This is a genomic window from Streptomyces sp. NPDC005761, from assembly GCF_040630635.1.
Classification (GTDB): Bacteria; Actinomycetota; Actinomycetes; order Streptomycetales; family Streptomycetaceae; genus Streptomyces.
In genome coordinates this window covers 1-1,624 of sequence record NZ_JBEXXX010000108.1, presented here as the reverse complement: position 1 = coordinate 1,624, position 1,624 = coordinate 1, and the positions used below count along the sequence as shown (strand labels likewise).

The following is a 1,624-nucleotide window of genomic DNA, read 5'->3' as shown; positions in this document are numbered from 1 at the left end:
GGATCTGCGTCCCGTCCGCCGACGCGGCCCCGTCCACATCCACGCACTTGCCACCGATACCCGTGATCACACCCTCACGAGGACCGGAGGTGCCGCCGAGTTCCTTGATCCGGACGTTCCGGAAGGACACGTCGTCGCCGTCGCCGTGGTTCTGCAGGCCGATATGGCCCTGCCGGAGGCTGCGCACGGGGTCGGTGTTGGTGAAGTCGTTGACGCGGCGGCCGTTGAGGAAGACCTGGAGGCGCTCGCCCTCGACCCGGATCTCGTAGGTGTTCCACTCCCCCGGCGGGTTCAGGGCCGCATCACGGGCGGCGAGGTCGGCGGACTTGAAGCCGTAGACGGAGCCCGTGGTGCGGTCGGGTGTGTCGGTCGCGTCGATCTGGATCTCGTAGCCGCTGTCCACGGCGGACCAGGGGTCGTCGGAGGCGGGGAAGCCCACGAAGACACCGGAGTTGTCGTCACCGGCCTGCCGCCAGTCGAGTTTCAAGGAGTACGAGGTGTACTCCTTGCCCTGGTACCAGAGGAGACCGAGGCCGCCGCGCGAGGTCAGGGTGGCGTCGGACTCCGCGAAGGAGCCCGGGCCGGCCTGTTTCCAGCCGGTGGTGCCCGAATTGCCGTAGAGCGTGGTGTAGCCGGTCTCCGGACGGCAGTCGGCCTCGGTCAGCTCGGCCGCCCAGCGGATGCCTCCGAGCAGATGACGGCGGAAGGCCGGGTCACTGTACGACTCCTCGGTGTGGCCGCCGCCGGTGTAGAAGGCGCGCCCGCCGGCGTAGTCCTTGCACCAGGCGATGGGGTGGTCGCCGCCCATGCTCCCGCCGCTGTAGCTGGACTCGTCGAGCGAGGCGAGCACGTGGGCGGAAGTGCGCGGGTTCGTGCGGTAGTTGTACCACTCGTCGGTCCGCTGCCAGGTGGGGCCGAGGTGGGCGGTGGCGTCGTGGGCGCGGTCCTCCACCTTGACCTTGGCGGGCTGGATGGCCGGGTGCGACTGGAAGAGGGCGCCGGCCAGGCCCGCGTACCAGCTCCAGTCGTACTCGGTGTCGGCCGCCGCGTGGACGCCGACATAACCGCCGCCGGCGGCCATGTACCCCTCGAAGGCGGCCTGCTGAGTGGCGTCGAGGACATCGCCCGTGGTGGAGAGGAAGACGACGGCCTCGTACCCGGCAAGGTTCGACGGGGTGAAGGCTGTGGCGTCCTCGGTCGCTGTGACGGTGAAGTTGCCGGCCGCGCCCAGCTCACGCAGGGCGGTGATGCCTTCGTCGATGGAGGAGTGGCGGAATCCCGCGGTCCTGGAGAAGACCAGCACGTCGTACGCGGGGTCCGCGGCGGCGGCCTTCACCGCGGTGGGTGCCGGGCGTTCGAGTACGGCGGGCTCGGGGGCGGCGGTCGCGGCCGCCGCCGGCAGGGCAGCGATGCCGAGCAGGCCGCAGGCGGCCCAGCAGACGAGGCGTCCGAAGGGGCGGTTCGGTCGTCGGTTCATGGCAGGATCCACTTCTGGTTGGCTCCGGTGCCGCAGGTCCACAGATGCAGCTTGGTGCGGTCGGCCGAGGAGACGCCCTCCGCGTCGAGGCACTTGCCGGACTGCGGATTGCGCAGCGTCCCGTCAGCGCCTGGGGTCCACTTCTGC

2 protein-coding genes are annotated in these 1,624 nt (G+C 70.5%); both read right to left on the bottom strand.

Annotated elements, in window-relative coordinates:
* On the bottom strand, window positions 1–1,477 hold a 1,477-nt coding region (locus tag ABZ434_RS36065; protein ID WP_359146336.1), incomplete at its 3' end, for a ThuA domain-containing protein.
* On the bottom strand, window positions 1,474–1,624 hold a 151-nt coding region (locus ABZ434_RS36060; protein ID WP_359146339.1), incomplete at its 5' end, for an RICIN domain-containing protein. The genes ABZ434_RS36065 and ABZ434_RS36060, both read right to left, overlap by 4 nt.